Source organism: Actinomycetota bacterium (genome assembly GCA_009923495.1).
GTDB lineage: Bacteria > Actinomycetota > Actinomycetes > S36-B12 > UBA5976 > UBA5976.
In genome coordinates, this window is sequence record RFTJ01000003.1 from 48,455 (window position 1) to 70,385 (window position 21,931).

Below are 21,931 nucleotides of genomic sequence, written 5' to 3' on the forward strand. Positions count from 1 at the left end.
ATTCAGTCGATTGACTTATTCGGAAGTCAACTCAGGGCGAAGCGCCACTAAACGGGCGCGTGCACTCTGTAAATGCTTTTCGCATACGGCTGCTAACTTCTCGCCCTGCTCCCATAGAGTAACCATCTCATCAAGTGGCAAATCCTTATTTTCAATCTTTGCCACAACTTCATCTAACGCCGCCTTTGCCTGCTCGTAAGACAGGTTGGCAAAGTCTTCAGTCATAATGCAATCGTAGTCTGCAAACCTGACCAGAGAGGCTTTAGGACTTCCTTAGTCCAGCCGCGAAATTGATTAGGTTTGGAAAGGACTCGGTTCCTGATACAACCAATACCGTGTCGCCATCCTTGCGAAAAATAACTCGGGACAACGGCTTAGCCTGACTGCATTTTTGCCACAGTTTGCCGGCAATTTGCACCGACCCGATACATTGCCCTTCATTACTGGCGGTTGCAACAATCTGTTCGATTTGACCATCACTTTGCCACAGTGAGATGTACCTATTCTCGGCAGTTCGATAACCCAGATACCAACGCGTGTCTGTGGAGTTTCCATAAGACTCCGCCTCATACCGAGCTTGGGTTAACTTAAATTTTGTTGGGCTATTAAGAATTTCGACACTTGGAATAAAAACTGGCCAATTGCTTTGTGCCTGTGCCGCCGAAAGTGCCGAAGTGAAATTCGCTTCAGGCAATGTTTGGTCGTGCTTACGAAAGGTGATTGTCAGGATAACTAGGACGGTTAAAAGCACCGCTCCCATACTGAAAACCATATCGCGTGCAGTTTCTCGGCCCCGCTTTTTTGCCATGCTCTTATCTTGCCCTGTTTACTTGCACTTTGCTTTTCTGGCGCTTGGGCAAACCGCTAATCGCGATGTTCGGGCGTAGGCTTAAGGCATGGTTGATTTTCAGTATTCAGAAATGTTGGGTGCTACGCCACCTAATCCTGAATTCCGGCTTATCACCACTGATGGAATCGCCACGGAAACATTGGGCAATCGCACTTTTCTAACTATTTCGACTGAGACTTTAGAGAAAGTGGCCTACGAAGCAATTCATGACATTTCGCACTATTTGCGCACTGATCATCTAGTGCAACTTCGAGCCATCATTGATGACCCTGATGCCTCAAGCAATGACCGCTTTGTTGCCCTCGACTTATTGAAAAACGCTAATGTTTCTGCCGGCGGTGTGCTGCCGATGTGCCAAGACACCGGCACCGCAATTATCTCGGCAAAGCGAGGTTCGCAAGTACTGACACCAGGTAATGATGAAGAGGCGCTAAGCAAAGGCATCTACATTGCCTACCAGAAACTAAATCTTCGCTACTCTCAAATGTCTCCCGTCACCATGTGGGATGAAAAAAATACAGGATCAAACCTGCCAGCGCAGATTGAAATTTATTCAGACACCAAACCTGGTCATGAAAATGAATATGAAATGCTTTTCATCGCAAAAGGTGGTGGAAGCGCTAATAAGAGTTTCTTGTATCAAGAAACCAAAGCGGTTTTGAATCCAAAGCGCTTCATGGAATTCATGTCAGACAAACTTCGACAAATTGGAACCTCGGCTTGTCCGCCCTACCACTTGGCGGTTGTCGTAGGTGGCACTAGTGCGGAATATGCCTTGAAGGTTGCCAAATTAGCAAGTACTCGTTATCTAGACGGCATGGCAACTAGTGGCGGCGAATTTGGAATCGGCTTTCGGGATCCTAACTTAGAAGCGCAGATCTTGCAGCTAACACAGCAATTTGGAATCGGCGCGCAATTTGGAGGCAAATATTTCTGTCACGATGTCCGAGTAATCCGCCTGCCTCGGCATGGAGCATCATGTCCAATTGCAATCGCTGTCTCATGTTCGGCTGATCGGCAAGCCATCGTGCGAATAAATCACAGTGGCGCATACATTGAGAAATTAGACCGCGAGCCAGCCCGATTTTTGCCAGAGATTACCGATACCCATTTGGCCGACGATGTGGTTGAAATAGACCTCAGTCAGCCAATGACAAAAATCCAAGAACAACTATCAGTTTGTCCGGTGAAAACGCGGCTATCGCTAACTGGCTCTCTTATCGTGGCCCGCGATATTGCGCATGCTCGAATTTTGGAAATGTTAGAACGAGGTGAAGAACTGCCTCAATATTTTCGTGAGTACGCCGTTTATTACGCTGGCCCAGCCAAGACGCCTGTCGGATATGCATCTGGGTCATTTGGTCCAACAACTGCGGGTCGGATGGATAGTTATGTTGAGCGATTCCAAGAACTCGGCGGCTCAATGGTGATGTTGGCCAAAGGTAATCGCAGTGAAGCTGTTGTGAAGTCCTGCGCCAAACATGGCGGTTTTTACCTTGGTTCCATTGGCGGGCCCGCTGCAATTTTGGCGACAGAAAACATCACCAAGGTTGAAGTTTTAGACTTTGCTGACCTGGGAATGGAAGCAGTCTGGAAGATTGATGTGGTTAACTTCCCAGCGTTTGTCGTGATTGACGATAAAGGTAACGACTTCTACGCCAGCACGACGCGAACTTTCCTAAATCCGGTTCTCTAGCTTTTAGCGAATCAGACTGGCAACTCTTCGAGTAAATCTGTTACTAATGCCGCGATTGGCGAGCGCTCTGAACGGGTCAGAGTTACGTGGGCAAAGAGCGGATGACCCTTAAGTTTCTCAACTACCGCAACCACACCGTCATGTCTACCAACTCGCAGGTTATCTCGCTGTGCGACGTCATGGGTAAGCACAACTCGACTACCTTTACCAATGCGCGAAAGCACGGTTAGTAAAACATTGCGCTCAAGCGACTGTGCTTCATCCACGATCACATAAGTGTCATGCAGTGATCGCCCTCTTATGTGGGTTAGTGGCAACACCTCCAACATTCCACGATCGACGATTTCTTCAATGACATCAGCCGAGGCAACTGCAGACAATGTGTCAAAGACTGCCTGCGCCCACGGGGACATTTTTTCATTTTCAGTTCCTGGCAAGTAGCCCAATTCTTGACCGCCAACCGCATACAAAGGGCGGAACACAACAACTTTGCGGTGCTGACGACGCTCCAATACTGCTTCCAGGCCAGCGCAAAGTGCTAGCGCACTCTTACCTGTTCCGGCTCGACCACCGAGCGAAACAATTCCTACTTCTTGGTCAAGTAGTAAGTCAAGGGCAATTCGTTGCTCTGCACTTCTGCCATGAATTCCAAAGGCTTCACGGTCGCCTCGAACTAACTTGAGCTGCTTATCGGCAGTTACCCGGCCTAATGCGCTACCGCGCTCACTTGCAAGGACAACGCCTGTATGGCAAGGAAGGTCTCGAACTGCTTCAAGCTCAATTACTTCTTCGTCGTACAAATCATCAATGTCATTTGCCGAAACCGTCAATTCGGTCATGCCCGTCCAACCACTTGATGGCACAATCTCGGCCCGGTATTCCTGAGCCTCAAGTCCAACCGCTGACGCCTTTACCCTAAGAGGTAAATCTTTACTGACTAGAACCACAGTCTTGCCTTCGTCGGCAAGACTTTTTGCAACAGCTAATATTCTGGTGTCGTTATCGCCAAGTCGAAATCCGGCAGGAAGCACTTCGGCATCGGTGTGATTGAGTTCAACATGCAACTCACCACCTTTATCACCCAAGGGAATTGGTGCATCTAGGCGGCCGAATTTAATTCGTAAATCATCGAGAGCTCTAAGAGCCGAACGTGCAAAGTAGCCAAGTTCTGGATGGGTTCGCTTTGCTTCCAATTCTGTGATCACAACAATCGGTATGACAACCTCGTGTTCGTCGAAACGAAATAAGGCGTTTGGATCGGATAGCAAGACGCTCGTATCAATTACGAAGGTTCGGCGCTGGTTCACGCGACCACTTCACATTCAGTTTTGCTCTGGGGTGGCTTCCCCGTCCACCCTGATATCAGGGACAATACGCCCAAAAATTCCAGAGATGTGTGTCCCACGCCGTATGGATTTGTTAACAAAAGGTTGCCGCTCTATGTACCTAATCATTTCTGATGAGCACTAATCTGATGTTATGGGGCGATTTAAAAAACTCGTTGGAGATGTCGCATATGACCTATACGGACATCGCCTCGCTCATCGCCTGCCTCGAGAACAATTGCCGGCGCATGTTGGCGTAATTCTTGATGGGAATCGGCGCTGGGCCGCCGGACAAGGTTCCTCTTCGGAACATGGCCATCGAGCAGGTGGTGCCAAAATTGCCGAGTTTCTGGGTTGGTGTGAAGAAGTTGATGTCAAAGTAGTCACACTCTGGTTGCTCTCGACCGATAACCTGGCTCGAAAGCCAGAAGAACTTGAGCCATTGTTGCGGGTAATTGAAAATACGGTAACTTCGCTAGCTGAAACCGGCCGCTGGCAGATTAATCCTGTGGGTTCCCTAACTTTGCTTCCAGCGAATACCGCCAACATCTTGACTTCCGCCCAACTCAGCTCAAGCAAAAGCGAGGGCTTAGTCGTAAACATTGCGGTTGGATACGGTGGAAGGCGCGAAGTAGTCGATGCAGTTAAATCGCTCCTACAAGAACATGCAAAGGCCGGCACCTCCTTGGACGAGCTAGCAAACATGCTTGACCTAGAACACATTGCCGATCACCTTTACACCAAAGGACAGCCCGATCCTGATCTAGTGATTCGCACATCAGGAGAGCAACGGCTCAGCGGTTTTCTACTCTGGCAGAGTGCTCATTCTGAGTTCTATTTTTGTGAAGCCTACTGGCCAAACTTTCGAAAGATTGACTTCTTGCGCGCGCTTCGCTCGTTTGCCATCCGAAATCGTAGGTTCGGTGTTTAGCAAGCTAACTAACTTGGTCGAGCTGCACCAAACCGTAATCGTAACCATGCCGTGGGTAAAGCACACTTTGCAGTCCTGAGTCCGAATCAATAAACAGCAAAAACTTCAATCCGCTTGCTTCCATCCGCTCAACCGCCTGCTCGACTGAAAGTTCAGGAATCGATGGATGTTTGAGTTCAACCTGTAACGGCCCACTCGAAAGCACCAAATCCGCATCAGGCTTTGCGGCGTCATTGGCTACCAAGTCCATGTTGAAGTCAAGCACTGGGCTTGGGCTTGGTCGCTGGTGTTTGATGGATTTATTTCGCTCGTGCAATCTGCGCAACTGCTCTTCAAAGCGCTCAAAAGCCAGATCAAAGGCAGTGTATTGGTCTGCCGCGTGAGCCATAGCGCGGACAAATGGACCAGTGCCATCTGATGTGAGTTCTATTTCAAATGCCCGCTCGCTCTGTCGCGGATTTGACTCGTGCGTTACTTCAACATCGACCCGGGTGATGTTTAACGAGAATCGTTCAATCCGACTCAGTTTGGCGGTTACCTGTTCTTTGAAATTTTTTGAAACTGCTGTGTGGCGACCGTGAATGACGATGTTCAAGTTAGAAGTGGTCGATCTTTCAATTGAATTTCTCATGTCATTTCCTCATTTGATTCAGGCGAGCTCGGTCTTGTAAATGGCACCCACTCGGGCTATTTGCCACTGACCGGCAATACGGGATTGCAGAGTCGCTCCAAAAACGAGCCTCTGCCACACAAGGTATCTCCCGAGTGGGTGTCACATATTCACCGTAACCCCGTTTTTAGGTTCGGCACAGAGAAATCAAGAAGATTTTTTGGGCACCTGCAATTCGCAGACTTTTTGCTGCCCAGACAACTGTTGCCCCAGTAGTAACTACATCATCAACTAGCACAACAGCGCCAGAAATTGGTACCGAAGTCTTGAATGCAGAGCGCATATTTTGCTGGCGCTGACTTCGATTTAACCCAACCTGCTCGCGCGTAAACTTGTCGTAACGCAAGATTGGGGCAACCTGCAGGCCAGTACGTCGGGCGATCTGGGTTACTAATAGGCCAATAGTGTCGAAGCCACGACTATGTACCTTGGCTGTACTGCTTGGCAGTGGGACCAGTGTGCTAGGCGGGATTTTCGAACGCAGTAAAACCAACTCAAGAACTCTCGCGAGTCCAAGTGACTTCTCCTGATGTCCAGATTTGTAGGCCAAGATCGCACCGCGCAGTGGGTCCGCATAAGGACCCGCGCTCCAACTCTGTGCAATCCCAGTCAGGGTTGGGTCACAGGAAACCTTAATTGACGATTGGCACGATTTACACAAAACCTGCTCCAGTTGATTACAGAACAGACAGACGGGAGGAAATAGCACCTGTGATATGGGCACACAATTAGTTAAGTGAATGAAATTGGTGTCTGGAGTAGCTCAGGATTATTGTGGAAAACCTTGGCTGTGAACTTAAAACACGGCAAGTTAGGCCGGGCCAGCCTTATACCCGACACCGCGAACAGTTACCACAATCTCTGGCTTATCGGGATCTAATTCAACTTTGGCGCGCAAGCGCTGAATATGGACATTCACCAGCCGAGTATCTGCAGAGTGGCGATAGTCCCAAACCTCTTCTAAAAGTGCCTCGCGAGTGAAAACTTTTGCCGGCTGTTTTGCCAGAGTTGCCAAAATCTTAAATTCCAAAACTGTAAGCGGAATAACTGTGGTACCGCGACGAACTTTGTGGCCGAGTACATCAATGACGATGTCACCGATTCGAAGTTCGGAGGCACTCGATAACTCAACTGGACGCAACCGTGATTTAATTCGAGCAATCAACTCTTCATTACTGCGCCATGGCTTTGGGATGTAATCATCAGCGCCAAGTTCTAGGCCTTTGACAATGTCGTCAGAATTATCTCGAGCGGTAAGAATGATGATTGGAACGGCACTGATGGCCCTAATTCCCTTGAAAACATCAAGACCATCAAGATTTGGCAAATTCAGATCAAGTAGTACTAGGTCAGGATTGGTTGCTTTGAAGGTCTCAATTGCGTCCGACCCATCGTAAGAAAACGAGGCATTGAATCCTGCTGACTGCAGAATTAAGTCAAGCGTCTCGGATACTGCATGATCGTCTTCAATCACCAATATATTTGGGGACAAGTAAGTTCACCTCTGTCGCACATCAGATTGCTTCAACCTACCCCACATCCGCCAAGGAAACATCTTCAACCCCATATTGGCAGTAATCTGAACGGGTGGAAATCCGTAAGGCTCTTGATCGCCTCAAGAATGAAGTTGCAAAGTTCGGTGCAATTGGCCTTTTTGCTTATGTAATTGATGTGGGCATCTTCAACCTGCTGTTACACGGACCATTATCATCAAAGCCACTAACAGCAAAAGCGATCAGTGCAGTAGTGGCAACAACTTGTGCATACTTTGGTAATCGATTCTGGACTTTTAGCGAGCGAGCCCGCACCTCATACCGGCGGGAATACACCCTGTTTTTCCTACTGAATGTAGTTGGCACGGGAATACAACTGACCTGTCTAGCTATCAGCCATTACGGCTTGGATTTCACCAGTCGACTTGCTGACAACATAAGTGGCAATGGAATCGGCCTGCTTCTGGGAACACTCTTTCGATTTTGGAGCTATCGCAAATGGGTCTTTTTAGAACCAAAGTCACCGGAAGCGATTCAGGCAAGTGACTCAGGGCCTGAAAAGTAAATCAATCTATAGTTGCATGCCGCACATCGCCTATGGTGATCTCGACTTCACCATCATCAGATAACAAAACTAATGAACCGCTTCCAGTTACTCGCACGGCAGTACCAGAGATATCGTCGCCAGAGATTTGCACAACCTCAACTGCGCGACCAAGCGACGAGCATACTTCTGAGTATTGGTCTACCCAATCGGTTGAGTCAGATAACAAAATTTCAATCTTGTTGATGATTCGAGCCGCAAGTTCATTGCGGTCAATTAGAAAGCCCTCAACAAACAAAGAGGTAGCGGCCTCTGTCGGTAATTCGCTTACGAGATGCGTGATGTTTACTCCTATTCCAATCACGAAGTAATCGCCAGTTTGCTGGACTAAAATCCCGCCGCACTTTCGAACTGTGCCATCTTCGTTCAAGAAGACCACATCATTAGGCCATTTCAATTGGGCAGGAATTGCGAGTTCCGATAAAACTTTGGTTACGGCAAGTCCGACAACAAGTGGTAGGGAACTCGGGGTCAGGTCTGCGTCAACAATCGACAGTCCGAGGCTTAATGCCAATCCCTTCCCATGTTGGCTACTCCAGCTACGCCCGAGTCGACCTAAACCACTGGTCTGTTCCTCGGCTAGCACGATCAGTGGAGTTCCCGGTGTGATGGCCTGGAGATGTCGAGCAATTTCATTATTTGTTGAATCAACTGTGTCCAAAACTCGAACCTGCTGCCAACTTGTTCCTAGCAATCCTAGAATCTGGGAAATTCGCCCAATATCAAGCGGTTCGGCCTCAGGGAATACACCAATGTTGCTCATATCGCTAGGGTAGAACACTAGGGATAACTGTGGAGGTACCGGGTGAGTTCCGAGCAAGATAAGCACACTACTGTTAGCAAGATCGCGAAATTGAACGAACATCGCCAAGCAATTGCACAGCGCCAAGTTGCGTCCGCCGAAAAGCAGCAGGCCAAAGGCAAGTTATCGGCCTTAGAGCGAATTATGCACCTACTCGACGAGGGCTCCTTCCAAGAGCTAGATGCAATGGCCCGGCACCGATCGACCAATTTTGGTATGGAGGCTAATCGGCCATACGGCGATGGTGTCATCACTGGCTTTGGCACAATCGATGGACGGCCGGTTTGCGTGTTTTCCCAAGACTTCACGGTATTTGGCGGCTCACTGGGCGAGGTGATGGGTCAGAAAATTGTTAAAGTGATGGACCTGGCCTTGAAAACTGGGTGCCCAATAATCGGAATCAACGATTCTGGTGGTGCTCGAATTCAAGAAGGTGTTGCCTCGCTTGCCATGTACGGTGAAATTTTCAAGCGCAATACGCGGGCATCAGGAGTCATTCCACAAATCTCACTGATGGTTGGTCCTAGTGCTGGTGGCGCGGTTTACTCCCCTGCGCTAACCGACTTCATCATTATGGTGGATAAAACCGCGCACATGTTCATTACTGGCCCCGATGTAATCAAGACTGTCACTGGCGAAGAAGTTGGTTTCGAAGAATTGGGCGGTGCATTAACCCACAGTACAAAATCGGGTGTTGCGCATTACATGGCTCATGATGAAGACGATGCTTTTGATTATGTGAAGCATTTGCTTTCGTTCTTACCAAGCAACAATCTAGATGAAGTGCCCTCACTCGCTGTTACTGCAGATTTAGAAATTACTGATGAAGATCGTGAATTAGATGGTTTAGTTCCTGATTCAGCAAATCAGCCCTACGACATGCACAAGCTAATTGAAAGTGTTCTTGACGATGGCGACTTCCTTGAAACGCAGCCGTTGTTTGCACCAAACATCATTACTGGACTTGGCCGAATCGAGGGCGAGTCGGTAGGTATCATTGCAAATCAGCCGATGCAATTTGCTGGAGCACTAGACATAGATGCCAGCGAAAAAGCCGCTCGATTTGTTCGCACCTGCGATGCTTTTAACATTCCAATCATTTCGTTTGTTGATGTACCCGGCTTCTTGCCGGGCACCGACCAGGAATACCAAGGGATCATTCGACGTGGAGCAAAATTGCTATACGCGTACTCTGAGGCTTCAGTTCCACTCGTTACCGTGATTACCCGTAAGGCCTACGGCGGCGCATACATTGTCATGGGTTCAAAACATCTCGGCGCAGATATTAATTTGGCTTGGCCAACTGCGCAGATTGCTGTGATGGGTGCACAAGGTGCAGTTAACATTCTTTATCGCAAGGAGCTGGCGGCTGCCAAAGATGCAGAGAAGGCGCGTGCGCAGTTTGTCGCTGATTATGACGACACGCTGGCTAACCCGTACTTAGCCGCAGATTTGGGTTACATTGATTCGGTTATCGCACCACACGAAACCCGAGTAAGTATTACCAAGGCATTGCGCAGCCTGCGTGGCAAGCGCCAGACGATGCCACCTAAGAAACACGGAAACATTCCACTCTGATGAAAGATTTCAAAGTCGTTAAAGGGGAACTTACTGCGGATGAGTTGGCAGCGCTTGTAGCAGTGTTAACTCGTAGATTGACTGCACTTACGACTGCAGATCGAAGGCACCCAGAATGGAATAAGCCAGAACATGTGGTGCGAAAGCCAGTGGTGCGTAGCCAAGACAGCTGGCGTCGCTCGAGCCTTCCTTCGTAAACATGTCCCGCGCTGTTTTACTTGCCTCCGCCTCAACTTCAAGATTTCGATTACTGGTTGACTCCGGAATAGATCCGTATGTCCAAGTAAGTCAGGTAGACGAGGATTTGCTTGAAGCGCATCTAGGACCGATTAGTACTGCTCAATTGGTTGTCGCACTTGCTACTGCCAAAGGTGAAGCAGTTGTGCAAAATATCAAAGTTACAAGCGAGGGGAACTTGCTTATCATTGCCGCCGACTCCATGTTGGAGCTTGACGGTGTTAGTTACGGCAAACCTGTAACTCCCGAAGTGGCTAGGCAGCGCTGGCAGCAGATGCGTGGCAAGACTGGCTACTTGCACAGTGGGCATTGGGTACATGACCTCGCTACCGGACAGACACGCACTGGAGTAGCAGGCGCTCAGATACATTTTGGACATGTCACTGATGCAGAAATCGACGACTATGTTGCAAGTGGTGAACCGCTTGGAGTTGCTGGCGGTTTTACTCACGAAGGACGTAGTAGCGCATTCATAACCCGCATTGATGGCGACGTGGCGGCAGTAGCCGGGATGTCCATGTCGCTGCTTCGGCAACTTGCGGGTGAACTGGGAATCTCCTGGACATCCTTGTGGAAGTAAGGAAATAAAGAAAAATCGCTAACCCAATAGACTTGGACAAGCATCAGCAAGGAGCAGCTAGTGGCTAAACAGCAGAAAATTACCTCGGTATTAATTGCCAACCGAGGCGAGATTGCAGTTCGAGTTATTCGTGCTTGTCGCGATGCCGGAATTGCCAGCGTCGCAGTTTACGCCGAGCCAGATCGCGATTCAATCCATGTCAAGATGGCAGATGCGGCGTTCTCCCTTGGTGGCAACACTGCAGCCGATAGCTACCTTGTCATTGACAAACTTATTGACGCAGCCAAGAAATCCGGGGCAAACGCAGTTCATCCTGGATATGGCTTTCTGTCAGAGAATGCTGATTTTGCTCAGGCTGTTATTGATGCTGGGTTGATTTGGATTGGACCACCACCTGCAGCAATCAGAGACTTGGGTGACAAAGTCTCAGCGCGTCACATTGCAGCCAAAGCAGGGGCCCCACAGGTTCCAGGTACGCCAGACCCAGTTACCAGTAGTGACGAAGTTGTAGCGTTTGCAAAAGAATTCGGTCTGCCAGTTGCAATCAAAGCCGCATTCGGTGGCGGTGGGCGCGGACTCAAAGTGGCGCGCACGTTGGAAGAAATCCCAGAACTCTACGATTCAGCTGTCCGCGAGGCCGTTGCAGCTTTTGGCCGTGGAGAATGTTTCGTGGAACGTTACTTGGATCGACCAAGGCATGTCGAAACTCAATGTCTTGCTGATGAGCATGGAAATGTGGTTGTGGTCTCAACTCGAGATTGCTCATTGCAACGTCGTCATCAAAAGCTTGTTGAGGAAGCGCCTGCACCTTACTTATCGGATGCGCAAATTTCAGAACTTTATTCATCTAGTAAGGCGATTTTGCGCGAGGCAGGATACGTTGGCGCCGGTACTTGTGAATTCCTCATAGGACAAGATGGCACCATTTCGTTTCTTGAAGTTAATACTCGCCTTCAGGTAGAGCACCCAGTCTCAGAAGAAGTCACTGGAATTGACCTAGTTCGAGAACAATTCCGTATTGCCCAAGGCGAAGCACTTGGCTACGACGATCCAAAAGTTTCGGGGCACTCTATTGAATTTCGGATTAACGGCGAGGACCCAGGTCGTGGCTTCTTGCCTGCGCCCGGAACTTTGGACCAATGGACTTTACCCGCTGGCCCTGGTGTGCGGGTAGATACTGGCTTTGCCAAAGGTGACATTATTGGCGGAAACTTTGATTCACTTCTAGCCAAGCTGATAGTTACGGGAGCGACTCGTGATGAAGCAATTGCTCGGTCACAACGGGCACTGGCGGAATTTGAAGTTGCTGGAATAGCCACTGTCATTCCATTTCACAAAGTTGTCTTGACCGAATCGGCCTTTTCAGCAGCTGACGGAGATTTTGCGGTGCACACCCGGTGGATTGAAACGGAGTTCAATAACACTATCTCGCCATTTACTGGAACTGGTTCGGTTGAAGACTCTGATGATCACCGTGCTCCAATCACAGTCGAAGTCAATGGGCGCCGCGTAGAAGTTGTGCTCCCATCGTCATTTAGTGTGAATAATCCGAAAAAGCGTAAACCGACCAGAACGAAAAAAGCATTAGCCTCAACTACGGGTGACTCTGTAGTCGCTCCGATGCAAGGAACAATCGTCAAAATAGCCGTTACTGAAGGTCAAACGGTGGCTGCTGGTGAACTAGTTGTGGTACTTGAAGCCATGAAAATGGAGCAACCATTAACTGCCCATAAAACGGGCACAATCAAGGGAATTAGCGCTGAAATTGGCGCTACTGTGACAAGCGGCACTGTGTTGCTAGAAATTGTTGACTAGCCCAGCGTTAGCCAGCCGTTAGCCAGATGTGACCTTGCTGACAATGTGCTCACTCACATAGGCACTTTTCCTTGTCTCTACTACGATTTAACTAGTATTCCCGCTCTGAAAGGGCACTAATGGCATCGCTCCCCGCTGCTTTGTACCGTGGCCGTGAAGGCATGTGGTCTTGGGTTGCCCATCGCATCACGGGCGTAGCGGTCTTTTTCTTTCTTTTCACTCACGTTCTGGATACCGCATTGGTTCGAGTCTCACCGCAGGCCTACGACGCGGTTATCGACACCTACAAAACGCCGATTGTTAATTTTCTAGAAGTTGGACTCACTGGCGCTGTTTTGTATCACGCTTTAAATGGGATTCGACTAATCTTGGTGGACTTCTGGAGTAAGGGGCCGAAGTATCACAGAGTAATGTTGTGGGCGATTAGTGCGCTTTGGGTCATCATTATGGTTCCTGGGTTTTACTTCATGACAAAACATACTTTTGAGCAAATGTTCGGCGGCAACTAATGGCCAATCAGTCCCCCAACACTGCTCTGCAAGCACCAAAGCTACAACGCGCTGGTCGAACAAATTATGAACTTTACTCATGGCTATTCATGCGGATCTCGGGCATTATTTTGGTGTTCCTAGTACTCGGACACCTATTTATCATGAATATCCTTGACGGCGGAGTTCAGCGAATCAATTTCGCATTCGTAGCCGGCCGATGGGCAAGCCCCTTCTGGCAGGTGTGGGATTTAGTTCAACTTTGGTTAGCCATGTTGCATGGTGGAAATGGCCTTCGTACGATCATCAATGACTACGCAGAAAGTGCCCGAACTCGGAAAATTCTGCAGGTGCTACTCGCCGTAACCGTGGTATTCATCGTACTTCTCGGAACTTTAGTTATTTTCACTTTTGATCCCAACATCAAGTAATCAGGAGCCTGATGCAAACCCATAAGTTCGACGTCATCATCGTGGGTGCTGGTGGTGCTGGAATGCGTGCTGCGCTGGAATCTAGCTCACGGGCGAGCACTGCAGTACTGACTAAGCTTTACCCAACGCGCTCCCATACGGGTGCGGCTCAAGGCGGTATGTGTGCAGCGCTGGCTAACGTAGAAGAAGATAACTGGGAGTGGCATACATTCGACACCATTAAGGGTGGCGATTATCTGGTTGATCAAGATGCTGCCGAAGTTATGTGTAAAGAAGCAATTGACGCGGTCATCGATCTCGAGAAGATGGGTTTACCTTTCAACCGCACACCGGAAGGCAAGATTGATCAACGTCGGTTTGGTGGGCACACTCGCAACCATGGCGAAGCAGCTGTGCGACGCTCATGCTACGCCGCCGATCGTACTGGTCACATGATCCTGCAGACTTTGTACCAAAACTGCATTAAGCAGAATGTGGAATTTTTCAATGAGTTCTATGTACTCGACCTGTTGTTTAACAAAGATGGTGCTGGAAATCCCGTAACGGCCGGTGTGGTTGCTTACGAGTTAGCTACTGGTGAACTACATGTCTTCCAAGCGAAAAGTGTCATCTTAGCCACAGGAGGCTACGGCAAAGTTTGGAAGACGACTTCGAATGCCCACACCTTAACTGGCGATGGTATGGGCCTGGTGCTACGCAAAGGTTTACCGCTTGAGGACATGGAGTTTTATCAGTTCCACCCGACTGGCCTGGCAGGACTTGGGGTCCTTCTAACTGAAGGTGCTCGAGGTGAAGGTGGCATCCTGCGTAACGCCTCCGGTGAGCGTTTCATGGAACGCTATGCGCCAACAATCAAAGATTTAGCTCCTCGGGACATGGTGGCCCGGGCAATGGTGTTGGAAGTTCGCGAAGGTCGTGGTGCTGGTCCGCACAAAGACTATGTCTACCTGGACTTAACCCACTTGCCAGCCGAGCAGATTGAAACCAAACTGCCGGACATTATGGAATTTGCCCGAACCTACTTGGGTGTTGATCCACTAACTGAGCGAGTACCGGTATTCCCAACAGCCCACTATGCCATGGGTGGCGTGCCAACAGATGTTACAACTAAGGTGCTGCGCAACAACACTGACTTTGTACCTGGTTTGTACGCTGCTGGTGAAGTTGCTTGTGTCTCCGTCCACGGAGCCAACCGCTTGGGCACAAATTCACTTCTCGATATCAACGTATTTGGTCGTCGGGCGGGTATAGCTGCTGCAGAGTACGCGCTCGAAGCGGACTTTGCTCCATTGCCGGAAAACCCCACAGGCGAGGTAGAGAGCTTACTCACCGAGGTGCTCAACAACTCAGGTAAAGAGCGCGTAGCAACCTTGCGCCGTGCCATGCAGGACACCATGGACTTGAATGCTCAGGTTTACCGCAATGAAGAAACATTGACGCAAGCGTTAACCGATGTGCGTGGCTTGAAGGCTCGACTAGCTAATGTTTCTATTCAAGATAAGGGAAAGCGCTACAACACAGATCTGCTTGAGGCGATTGAACTAGGCTTCCTGCTTGATTTGGCTGAAGTCACGGTTGTCAGTGCGCTCGCTCGAAAAGAGTCTCGTGGTGCACATGCCCGCGAAGATTTTCAGACTCGAGATGACGAAAATTTCATGCAGCATACGATGGCCTACCAGATGGAAAATGAAATCAAGTTAGAGTACAAGCCAGTAGTGTTTACCCGCTATGAGCCAATGGAGCGTAAGTACTAATGCGTAAATCAAAAGTCATGGCAGCGGCTACTAGTGACGCTGAGGCGCTGCAATCATTCACAGTTAAGGTCAGTATTCGGCGATTTAATCCTGAAATTAGCGAAGACACCTATTTGGAAGATTTCGAAGTAGAGATGTATTCCACTGACCGAGTATTGGACGCCTTGCACAAAATCAAATGGGAACAAGATGGCTCACTTAGCTTCCGCCGATCCTGTGGGCACGGAATTTGTGGCTCGGATGCCATGCGAATTAATGGCCTGAACCGATTGGCGTGCAAAACCTTGATGAAGGACTTGGATGTAACTAAGCCCATTGTAATTGAGGCAATCAAGGGTTTACCCCTGGAAAAAGATTTGATCGTCGACATGGAGCCATTCTTTGCTGCTTACCGCGAAGTCTTGCCATTCTTAATGCCAGCAAGTCCAGCCCCCGAGCGAGAGCGGATCCAGTCACAAGCAGAACGCGAGCGCTTTGATGACAGCACAAAATGCATTTTGTGTGCGGCATGTACCACTAGCTGTCCGGTGTTCTGGACCGACGAGCAGTACTTTGGTCCGCAGGCAATTGTCGGCGCCCATCGCTTTATCTTTGATAGCCGCGACGATGGCGCTCCAGAGCGACTGAAGGTGCTCAACTCCAAGGAAGGCGTGTGGCGGTGCCGCACAACGTTCAACTGCACCGACGCCTGCCCCCGTGGAATTCAAATTACCCAGGCAATATCTGAGGTTAAGCAAGCCATTATTCGTGGCAAGCTTTAAGCCGCAACACTGACTCCCGCCTTTAACTCCACATAAATCCCATTTGAACTAGCCGAGTGGGAAAAAATTTAGGGCCTTACCCTATCTGGATAAGACCCTAAATTAGAGAAGATATTACTTGCCCGAGCAGCCATAGGCCTTACGGGTTGCATGGATGACTGCCTGCTGGACTGTCGAGTCGTAAGAGACTTCATTGGAAATGAATGTGCCAAGTGTGAAGTCGTCTACGCCAGAGGCCATGTATGAGCAAAGGGCACCTTGAGCGTAATCAAGTAGCTCCATGAAGAACCGCTTGTAGGTCAATGGATCGCTATTGTACTTTTCATCCCAACCCTTTTTATCCAAGCCAAGTTCTTTCTTGAGGGCAGTTTCAAAAGCCTTAGCCTTCTTGTCCAGTGTTGGCTCTGGGGTTGGCGTGACTTTAACGATATAAGGCTTCTTTGCCAGTGGCTTGTATGGAATCGGATCCTTGTGCTTAACGGTTGGTTTTGGAACAGCAGTTGGCTTCTTGGAAGCGGTGGGCGATGCTGATGCTGATGCTGATGCTGAAACAGAAGCAGAAGCAGAAGCTGAAGGTTCAGCCTTATTCTTCCCGCGGCCACATGAACTTAGACTGACAACCATCGTTAAGCCAACAACGAATACTGAAATTTTCTTTAAACTGCTAACGGAATTCTTACTCATTTTCCTTCTCCTTAACCTTTGCGACTAAGCCTGCTGTTAGTGTACCGCAGTATTGAAGACTTGTTAAATAGAGAAATCTGAACCGGTCGCTAACGAACTTGGACCTGCTGAAGTAACCTGCTGTGGGAAATGGCAGGCCACCAGGTGGTCTGTGCCAATTTCTCGAAGTTGGGGTGTCTCTGAAGCACAGATATCCTGAGCTTTCCAACACCGGGTGCGGAAAACGCAGCCACTCGGTGGATTGCTCGGGCTCGGCAAATCTCCGGTCAGAATAATACGCTCACGATTGCGCTCTTTGTCTGGATCGGGCACTGGAACTGCCGACATTAGTGCATGAGTGTATGGGTGTAGCGGCAAGCTGTACAAAGTCTCTTTGGTAGCGATTTCCATAATCTTGCCCAGATACATGACTGCCACGCGGTTTGAAATATGTCGCACTACCGAGAGATCGTGCGCGATAAAAATGTAAGCGATTCCATACTCATTTTGGATATCTTCAAGCAAGTTCAATACTTGGGCCTGAATTGAAACATCGAGTGCCGAAACGGGTTCGTCACAGACGATAACTTTTGGATTTAGTGCGATTGCTCTTGCAATACCAATCCGCTGACGCTGTCCGCCCGAGAACTCATTGGGATAGCGATTGAAGTGTTCTGGGTTAAGCCCGACGCGCTCCATCAACGCCTGAACCGTCTTCTTGACTCCGCCTACTGGAGTGATGCCTTGAATATCAAATGGCGAGCTGATTATCTGACCCACCGGTTTGCGCGGATTTAGAGATGAAAATGGATCCTGAAAAATCATCTGCATTTGACGGCGGTAGGCATTCATCTGCTTGCGCTTTAGGCCGACAAGTTCTTGTCCATTAAATTTGATTGATCCGCTGGTTGGCTCTAGCAGACGAAGGACGCTTCGACCAGTTGTGGATTTTCCACAGCCGGACTCTCCGACTAAGCCGAGGGTTTCTCCGGGATAAACATCAAAGGAAACTCCGTCAACGGCTTTTACATGACCGACGGTACGGGTGATGAGTGCGCCACCTTGGATTGGGAACCACTTCTTTAAATCCCGTACTTCTAAAACTGGATCAGACATTTATTTTCCAATCTTTCGATTGTTGCGGATGGTGCTACGTTGTTCGGCAGTTAAATGGCAGCGTGCGGCATGATTTGGACCAGTCTGGACAAAGGCAGGTCGTTCAGTTTCGCACCGATTGCCAGGGACTTGATGTGCAAAGACACATCTTGGCGCAAAGACACAGCCAGTGGGCAAATGGATTAATGATGGTGGTGTTCCTGGAATGGGGTCTAGCTGACCTTCATCATCATCCTTTGGAATCGATGACAGCAGCCCCCAGGTGTAAGGCATTTCTGGTTGATAGAAAATTTCGCGAACAGGACCTTGTTCGGCTGCTGACCCACCGTACATAACGATGACATCATCAGCGACATCTGCTACGACTCCGAGGTCATGAGTGATTAGCACAATTGCGGTGCCGAACTCTTTCTGTAGGTCACGCAAAAGTTCAATGATTTGCGCCTGCACCGTGACGTCAAGCGCAGTTGTTGGCTCATCGGCGATTAGTAACTCTGGGTCATTAATAAGTGCCATAGCAATCATGACTCGCTGGCGCATACCACCTGATAGCTGATGTGGATAATCATCAATCCGTTTTTCTGCAGAAGGAATGCCGACTCGATTTAACATTTCAAGAGCGCGGGCTCGAGCTGCATCCTTTGAGACATCGTGATGGGCCTGGACTGCCTCAACTAGCTGTCGGCCAATCGTGTAATACGGATGAAGAGCACTGAGCGGATCTTGGAAAATCATGGCCATCTTAAGGCCACGCAATTTGCGAACGTCTTCTGGATTTGAGCCAATCAGCTCTTTCCCATCAAAATGCACTTCGCCCGAAATGTTTGCGCTGCCAGTGCCCAATAGGCCCATAACTGCCAAACTGGAGACTGACTTGCCTGATCCGGATTCGCCCACGATCGCTAGGGTCTGGCCTCGCTTAACTTCATACGAAAGATGTGAAACAGCTTTAACCGCACCATCATCAGTACTAAATGTGACACTCAAGTCACGAACTGACAAAAGCACCTCTCCCGAGTGCGAGCTTGGCACTAGCAAAGAATGCTCGCTGGGATGCAGGTGGCTATCTTGAGTTAATTCGGTCATTTGATTCGCACCCTCGGGTCAATTACGGCGTACAGGATATCTACAACTAAGTTAGCCACGACAACAAATACCGCGCCTAGTAGCGTTACCGCCACCAGGACAGGGAGATCTAGTTTGGCAACGGCAGTTAGTGCCACAGAACCCAGACCGTTAAGGCCGAAAATTTTCTCCGTGATAATCGCTCCGCCAAGCAAGCCCGCAAAGTCGAGTCCAGCTGAGGTAACGATTGGCGTCAAGCCGGCCCTGAACGCATGCTTGCGCACTACTACCTTCTCGGGCAAGCCTTTAGCACGAGCAGTGCGAATGAAATCCTCATTCATTGTGTCGAGCATCTGGGAGCGGGTTAGTCGTGTGTAATAAGCGGCGTACAGAATTGCCAGTGTGATCCACGGCAAAATCAATGCGCCAATAAATTTTCCAAAATCTTCAGTTGGTGGTTTGTAATCAGGGTAAGGAACCAGCTGCCAGCGAACCACGACGAAAATCATGATCACCAGACCGATGAAGAATGAAGGTAACGAGAATCCGACCAAAGTGGTGGCCATGACACTGCGGTCAAAAATTGAACCTTTGTATCGAGCGGCCAAAATACCCGTTAGGACCCCGACTACCATCCATAGGATGAAGGCGCCAAGAGCCAAGTAAGCAGTAACCGGCATTACCCGCGCAATCATGATGAAGACCATCTCGTTGCGGTCGTTAGAAAACCCGAAACATGGAGCCGCACAATGGAGGGGAAATGGACCAACTGATATGTCTTTGCCAAAAAAGATTGCATGTAACCAATTGAGGTACTGCTGGTAAATAGGGAAGTCTAAACCGAGCTCAACTCGGTAGGCAGCTAGAGAATCTGGGGTGCAATGAGTACCACACATCAAACGTGCTGGATCCCTAGGTAAGGCATAAAAGAGCAGATAAGTGATGATACTTAATGCAAATAACATGCCTACTAGGACTATTAGTCGTCTGGCGATATAAGGAAGCAAGGCCCACCTTCTCTGCTGGTTTTAATTTACTGCCCCAACCAAAGGGTACAGGGCAAGTGTGTGGGCAGACACCGAAGTGCCTGCCCACACTTTAGTTCGTTATTACTGAACTGCTAGCTGGCCGTATGGGTATGAACCATATGGAGCCCAGATGTAAGCGTTCTTCACAAGCGAACCCTGTAGGCGCTGTACAGCAGAGAATAGTCCCGGCCTTACGAGTGCCTGAGCGACAACTTCCTTGTTCAGGTCTTGCCAGCGCTTAGCCTGCAAGGCACGAGCAATTGTGGTCGACGCCGCAACAATCCGATCTTGGAAATCTTGATCGGTGTAATGCGACAGGTCGAAACCGCCAGCCTCAGTGAACAACGGTGGAATAACCGTTGACGCATTTGACCAGTCAGGTCCCCAACCAGCATTTGACAAGTCGCCCTGGGTGTCAGGAGTCAAGATGGTGTCGTAGTAATCACCAGCATCCTGAATACCATTTAGGGTTACTTCAAAGCCAGCACATTCCAAAGCCTGCTTCACAGCAGCTGCCGACTGGGCCGCTAGTGGGGTTCCACTGTCGTAGTAATCCCATGTCAACGAACCTGGATTTGTGTTGCCCAAGATTGCCTTAGCGATATCACAGTCTCCGTTGTCTGGAATTACATAACCAAGAGCGCCTGGATGTGGCGTTACCTGGATTACCGCTGCGGTTGCAGGAGTACATACGTAACCTAGTGAGCGCACTGTGGTTCCACAGTAATACTTTGTGCCAACTTTACGAGCCAAAACGGCTGGTCGAGCAGGAGTAATTACTCGTGAAGTGTTGTAACCCCAAATGTTGGTAGGACTGTAGTCCTGACCCATTGAAGGCTTGATAACACCGTCAGCATATGAACCAGCGTAATCACCGCCACCAATCTGGCGAGTGGTCTGGCGTGGCCAGGCAGCCAAAATCGCCTTGCGCTTTGCCAAGCTGGTGATGTGTGAAGTGTTGATGGCTGTGTATGAGACATACGGATCAAAGCCAGTGATCTTGCGTGAAGCATACTCTGATCCTGGTGCCATGACCTGAGACAAATACGTTGGGTAAATGCCGTCAGCTGATACTGCATACCTATCATTGCCTTGGTTTGCCATCAGACGCTCAGTGATAACCTGTGGATCAACATTGAAATCCATTTGGATTACGTCTGGGTAAGCTGGACGAGTTGGGTCAGTCGCCTGTGCCCAGTTTGGATTGCGAACCAAAATCAGATTGTCTGCATTGAGTTCGCTAATCTTGTAAGGGCCGTTTGACTGAACATCCTGGTCATAAAGTGAACCGGTGTCCTTTGACCTTTGAACTGCTGAGAACTCCTGAAGAGTTGTCGCACCATTAAAGTCTGGGACTGGCTGCTTTAGATTGAATGTGATGGTTTCGCCAGCACTTGATGTTGGGCTACCGGTACATTTAACAGCCTTATCGAAAAGAGCTGTCTGAGCCGCAGTAGGTTCAATAATGTCACCAAACTCTGGGTGTGCAGCAGTTGCTGGGCGATCGTATACACCTGGGTAAGCCGAACCATATCCATAAGGACCTGATGGGATGTCCAAGTACTGAATTGAGTACGAAGGTCCACCAGTGATGCCTTTGCTGAATCGACGAGCAACACCGTACTTGAAGTCAGCACAGGTTACAGTCGAGCCATCTTGCCATTTGATGCCCTTGCGCAACTTGAATGCCCAAGTCTTTGCGCCATTTGATTTGGTACCAGTATTGATTGCAGCATCTGGAATAATCTTGTTAGCAGTAACAGGATTAGTGCTGTAGGTGTACTGGGTTAAGGTGCGGGTTAGGAATGCCTGAGTAAAGGCCATGTCCTCACCCGTGTAATTGCGCTGTGGATCAAGGTGCGCAATGTGATCAGAATTTGTGAGAATGTATAGCGTCCCACCTTGGCTGGCTGTTGCTGTACTGCTAGTTGCACCGCCGATGAGCGTACTCACGAGCATTGCAACTGAGGCAGTACCAACACCCAAGCGAATGAGTGATGATTTTTTCATCAGTTTTCCTCCGTTTTCGACAGATTCGAGAATC

At 49.2% G+C, this 21,931-nt stretch carries 23 protein-coding genes; 11 read left to right on the plus strand and 12 right to left on the minus strand.

Annotated elements, in window-relative coordinates; genetic code table 11:
- Positions 1-15: 15 nt before the first annotated feature.
- Positions 16-225 (minus strand): exodeoxyribonuclease VII small subunit, encoded by a 210-nt coding sequence (locus EBS36_02065; protein NBU31943.1) that lies wholly within the window; start codon positions 223-225, stop codon positions 16-18.
- Between the two features lie 37 nt (positions 226-262).
- On the minus strand, positions 263-808 hold the full coding sequence (locus EBS36_02070) for a DUF4245 domain-containing protein (protein NBU31944.1): 546 nt from the start codon (positions 806-808) through the stop codon (positions 263-265).
- A gap of 88 nt (positions 809-896) precedes the next feature.
- On the opposite strand from EBS36_02070, the gene EBS36_02075 reads away from it, so the two are divergent.
- Complete coding sequence (locus EBS36_02075; GenBank protein NBU31945.1) at positions 897-2,546, plus strand: fumarate hydratase; 1,650 nt, start codon at positions 897-899, stop codon at positions 2,544-2,546.
- Positions 2,547-2,557: 11 nt separating this feature from the next.
- On the opposite strand, the gene EBS36_02080 is transcribed toward EBS36_02075, so the two are convergent.
- On the minus strand, positions 2,558-3,853 hold the full coding sequence (locus tag EBS36_02080; GenBank protein ID NBU31946.1) for a PhoH family protein: 1,296 nt from the start codon (positions 3,851-3,853) through the stop codon (positions 2,558-2,560).
- Between the two features lie 172 nt (positions 3,854-4,025).
- Between EBS36_02080 and EBS36_02085 the strand changes: the two genes are divergently transcribed.
- On the plus strand, positions 4,026-4,802 hold the full coding sequence (locus tag EBS36_02085) for an isoprenyl transferase (protein ID NBU31947.1): 777 nt from the start codon (positions 4,026-4,028) through the stop codon (positions 4,800-4,802).
- Between the two features lie 4 nt (positions 4,803-4,806).
- On the opposite strand, the gene raiA is transcribed toward EBS36_02085, so the two are convergent.
- The 3 genes from raiA to EBS36_02100 all read right to left on the minus strand — a co-directional run bounded on the left by raiA (position 4,807) and on the right by EBS36_02100 (position 6,964).
- A complete protein-coding gene (gene raiA / locus EBS36_02090; GenBank protein ID NBU31948.1) occupies positions 4,807-5,433 on the minus strand; it encodes a ribosome-associated translation inhibitor RaiA in 627 nt (208 codons plus the stop codon).
- 166 nt (positions 5,434-5,599) lie between these two features.
- Positions 5,600-6,133 (minus strand): ComF family protein, encoded by a 534-nt coding sequence (locus EBS36_02095; GenBank protein ID NBU31949.1) that lies wholly within the window; start codon positions 6,131-6,133, stop codon positions 5,600-5,602.
- 150 nt (positions 6,134-6,283) lie between these two features.
- Positions 6,284-6,964 (minus strand): DNA-binding response regulator, encoded by a 681-nt coding sequence (locus EBS36_02100; protein ID NBU31950.1) that lies wholly within the window; start codon positions 6,962-6,964, stop codon positions 6,284-6,286.
- A 95-nt stretch (positions 6,965-7,059) separates the two neighbouring features.
- On the opposite strand from EBS36_02100, the gene EBS36_02105 reads away from it, so the two are divergent.
- Positions 7,060-7,530, plus strand: coding sequence for a GtrA family protein (locus tag EBS36_02105; protein NBU31951.1), 471 nt, complete (start codon positions 7,060-7,062; stop codon positions 7,528-7,530).
- Position 7,531: 1 nt separating this feature from the next.
- Here the strand turns inward: EBS36_02105 and EBS36_02110 are convergent, their stop codons facing one another.
- Positions 7,532-8,434, minus strand: a complete 903-nt coding sequence (locus EBS36_02110) for a biotin--[acetyl-CoA-carboxylase] ligase (protein NBU31952.1) — start codon at positions 8,432-8,434, stop codon at positions 7,532-7,534.
- Between EBS36_02110 and EBS36_02115 the strand changes: the two genes are divergently transcribed.
- From EBS36_02115 to EBS36_02150, 8 genes are all read left to right on the plus strand, one after another.
- The gene (locus EBS36_02115) at positions 8,360-9,949 is read left to right on the plus strand and encodes an acyl-CoA carboxylase subunit beta (protein ID NBU31953.1); all 1,590 of its coding nucleotides are present in this window, start codon (positions 8,360-8,362) and stop codon (positions 9,947-9,949) included. The two genes, EBS36_02110 and EBS36_02115, sit on opposite strands and share 75 nt — an antisense overlap.
- The gene (locus EBS36_02120; protein NBU31954.1) at positions 9,949-10,146 is read left to right on the plus strand and encodes an acyl-CoA carboxylase subunit epsilon; all 198 of its coding nucleotides are present in this window, start codon (positions 9,949-9,951) and stop codon (positions 10,144-10,146) included. Before EBS36_02115 ends, EBS36_02120 begins: the two co-directional genes overlap by 1 nt.
- Positions 10,147-10,148: 2 nt before the next feature.
- Positions 10,149-10,766 (plus strand): septum formation protein Maf, encoded by a 618-nt coding sequence (gene maf / locus EBS36_02125; protein ID NBU31955.1) that lies wholly within the window; start codon positions 10,149-10,151, stop codon positions 10,764-10,766.
- A gap of 78 nt (positions 10,767-10,844) precedes the next feature.
- Positions 10,845-12,581: an ATP-grasp domain-containing protein gene (locus tag EBS36_02130; GenBank protein NBU31956.1), complete on the plus strand. Its 1,737-nt coding sequence runs from the start codon at positions 10,845-10,847 to the stop codon at positions 12,579-12,581.
- Positions 12,582-12,700: 119 nt separating this feature from the next.
- Positions 12,701-13,090 carry a succinate dehydrogenase, cytochrome b556 subunit gene (sdhC, locus tag EBS36_02135; protein ID NBU31957.1) on the plus strand — a complete coding sequence of 130 codons (390 nt, stop codon included), beginning with the start codon at positions 12,701-12,703 and terminating at the stop codon, positions 13,088-13,090.
- Positions 13,090-13,500: a succinate dehydrogenase gene (locus tag EBS36_02140; protein ID NBU31958.1), complete on the plus strand. Its 411-nt coding sequence runs from the start codon at positions 13,090-13,092 to the stop codon at positions 13,498-13,500. Before sdhC ends, EBS36_02140 begins: the two co-directional genes overlap by 1 nt.
- Before the next feature lie 11 nt (positions 13,501-13,511).
- The gene (locus EBS36_02145; protein ID NBU31959.1) at positions 13,512-15,254 is read left to right on the plus strand and encodes a succinate dehydrogenase flavoprotein subunit; all 1,743 of its coding nucleotides are present in this window, start codon (positions 13,512-13,514) and stop codon (positions 15,252-15,254) included.
- Between the two features lie 17 nt (positions 15,255-15,271).
- Positions 15,272-16,015, plus strand: a complete 744-nt coding sequence (locus EBS36_02150; protein NBU31960.1) for a succinate dehydrogenase iron-sulfur subunit — start codon at positions 15,272-15,274, stop codon at positions 16,013-16,015.
- Positions 16,016-16,129: 114 nt separating this feature from the next.
- Here the strand turns inward: EBS36_02150 and EBS36_02155 are convergent, their stop codons facing one another.
- From EBS36_02155 to EBS36_02175, 5 genes are all read right to left on the minus strand, one after another.
- On the minus strand, positions 16,130-16,699 hold the full coding sequence (locus EBS36_02155) for a hypothetical protein (protein NBU31961.1): 570 nt from the start codon (positions 16,697-16,699) through the stop codon (positions 16,130-16,132).
- Between the two features lie 63 nt (positions 16,700-16,762).
- Positions 16,763-17,794, minus strand: a complete 1,032-nt coding sequence (locus EBS36_02160) for a dipeptide ABC transporter ATP-binding protein (protein ID NBU31962.1) — start codon at positions 17,792-17,794, stop codon at positions 16,763-16,765.
- Positions 17,795-18,880, minus strand: coding sequence for an ABC transporter ATP-binding protein (locus EBS36_02165; GenBank protein ID NBU31963.1), 1,086 nt, complete (start codon positions 18,878-18,880; stop codon positions 17,795-17,797). It lies immediately after the preceding gene.
- Positions 18,877-19,866, minus strand: a complete 990-nt coding sequence (locus tag EBS36_02170; protein NBU31964.1) for an ABC transporter permease — start codon at positions 19,864-19,866, stop codon at positions 18,877-18,879. Before EBS36_02170 ends, EBS36_02165 begins: the two co-directional genes overlap by 4 nt.
- Before the next feature lie 102 nt (positions 19,867-19,968).
- Positions 19,969-21,897, minus strand: a complete 1,929-nt coding sequence (locus EBS36_02175; protein ID NBU31965.1) for a hypothetical protein — start codon at positions 21,895-21,897, stop codon at positions 19,969-19,971.
- Between the last annotated feature and the right edge of the window lie 34 nt (positions 21,898-21,931).